Here is a 2,624-nt window from a genome sequence, read left to right on the forward strand (position 1 = left end):
AATGTCAACTAAGTTTTTCATTTTGTTTGCCGCGTTCTGCGTTATTGCATCGGCGACTTGTTCTATATTACACCTCTAAAGTATAATCGTCAACACCTTTTTATAAAGATATTCAATTTAATGTTTTTGTATTCGTTCAGCTAGCTAAGAACCTACAAAAGTTTCATTAACGAAGACACATCTTCTCCTCCACTTTACTACTCCATCCGTCATGCCTTACTTAATTTGTACGAACGTTTTTTAGTTCTTGAACGCAACACTGCTTTGACACTCCCACAACAGACCGTATAGGTTGTTGGTTCTCCGATGTTTTTACGTCTTTTGCATGACTATGAATAAAGCATACCATGTTGCGCTATGCCAAAACGATGCTTTCCTCTCGCGTCTAAAGACGGACTAAAGTCCTGCGTGTGCTTTAACATATCGTAAATTCTCTTAAAGAAACAACATCTTTAGCTCAAGAAAGAGCTATAACAATACTCGTTTCCAATCACATATTAGCCGAGATAGAACAACTAGTCGATTATATAGGAATTATTCATGACAGACGATTACTAGAGGAAGTTTCTGCTGATACACTACATAAAGCAAAACGTAAATACATGATAAAGGAAATATCCATATTCATTCTCACTTTGAACAACAAGAATACACCAACAGAATGTTTATGAAGTATAAAAATGAAGCAGCGCGAAGATAGATCGGAAAAGTAGCTCACCAAGCTAGTTAGAGACAAAACAAACAGTCAATCTACTCTATACAATACTATTAAAACTAAATCGTACTAATATGTTTTTAATTAGTATTATTTTGAATGGCATCGCACTGTTCTTAACCGTAGTATCTCCTTATACATATAAAAGCAAAACATCTGACTCCGACTTTTCTGTTGAATCAATTATTCACTGAAATCACCTTATATACTACTCTAGTTATAGGGTTCTCCTTATATAGAGCAGTGATTACTTATTTGTTTACTCGTAAATATACAGAAGCACTAACTATCCTGGTGTCACGCGTTAACTTTATTATTAGGGCGATTGAGGAACTTCACTGGTTTTAACACTACTTTACTTTCAGGTTTTCTCCTAAACTTTTTAATATGTAGTAGACTTTCCTTTTTCTTATCTTTACCCATTGTACTATTAGCTCTGCTAATGAAGATTTATGTACCTCCTATTATATTAACAGTCATTATTACAACGACTAACATTATGCTCGTAAACTCCAAACATATAGATTTATTTACTCGGACGGATATTCTAGGGCTGACTTGAGATCTATTAATAAAAGTAAATTATAAAACTGCATCTGAGCTTTTTTTCTTCACTCTTCCTGCAATGGTCCGAGCGCCAGGCTTAAATTTATTAAAAAGCTGTAAGCATTCAAGTGTGAATGGTATCTCTATGTATACTGTAGGGCTTCATCGCCTTGTATAATAGCAACACTAGCGGTAATTTTAGAAAAGATAAGTTTAAAACCTTTTGCGTACTATCGTATTTATTTGCCCATCTTATTTACACTTTTCGTATTGTTATAGATTCATATAAGTTACATATTATTAAACCAATATTTAACCTCTAGTATTACTCGCTTCAATATAAGATAGATAATGTTACAAGCTGTACTTAAAGTCCGAACCTAATAATAACCTTTCTTCTTTAAACACATATACGAGATTAAAAATAAGCAACTCAATTGATTAATTATTCCCATTACACCAACGTAGAACGAATGTTCTTGCCATTCGTGATATACCACTTCTTCTTTATATTTCAAATAAACATTTAACTTCTCTATAAAATGTCCCCGATTATAAGATTTAACAAGATTTATTCCATGCCTATATATAAACAATTAAAGTATCGTTTAGCTATTAATAATGATTTTATAACACCTTTATATGATAGAGATAACGAGCACTATATTTATACAGGCACTATTGGAAACCTTCTTCCTGTTTCTATATTTACAGAAGGGAAGTATATACAGGCGGTACACCGTCCAGATATCTCCCCTAATTTTATCGTATCCTAAATTATAAATAAGCTACATAAAAGCTATAAACTAATTGAATTTATTACCGAAGAACTCATTCTTCCTCCAACTTGTTTATATCCGTAAGATAATAAAAAAGCATACTGTTCAAGCAGCAACGAGTAGGTAAATACTTTAATCACTTTATTTATGAAGTTACACTCAAAAAAGGTCTTTCCCGTCTATTAGATGCAAGTTGATCGAACCCGTTTACAAGCCATATTCATTCAGCGTATTACCTTGATTAATTAGTAAAACAACAATACAAATTTCAAATGACTACAAGAGACTTACAAATAAACAAATTGCATGTGGGACCTATAAGGTGAATTGTTAATAATCAGCGAGGATATTTCATATTTCATCTTCCACCTAGCCTCTTGTTTCTACTGGAGCTTAGATTGAAAGCATGATTCCTTTATAATAGTAGGATAAAAGAAATTAAATTTAACTAAAATGAGGTAATAATACAAATGAACCCATTAACATATCGGGCTACCTAAGTTTTTTGAAGATATGCTGCGTGTTTGTGAGCTTTTTAAACTTATTGATGGTAAAAACAAATATAGCTTATTTTATAAAACACA

2 pseudogenes are annotated in these 2,624 nt (G+C 32.2%); both read left to right on the forward strand.

From position 1 onward, the window contains the following. Window positions 1-449 precede the first annotated feature (449 nt). A pseudogene (locus COE49_RS28235) lies at window positions 450-670 on the forward strand (ABC transporter ATP-binding protein); the annotation flags it as partial. A gap of 119 nt (window positions 671-789) precedes the next feature. After that, window positions 790-1,277, forward strand: a pseudogene (locus tag COE49_RS26940) (ABC transporter permease). Window positions 1,278-2,624 lie beyond the last annotated feature (1,347 nt).

The organism is Bacillus sp. AFS029637 (assembly GCF_002584985.1).
In the GTDB taxonomy this organism is placed as follows: domain Bacteria; phylum Bacillota; class Bacilli; order Bacillales; family Bacillaceae_G; genus Bacillus_A.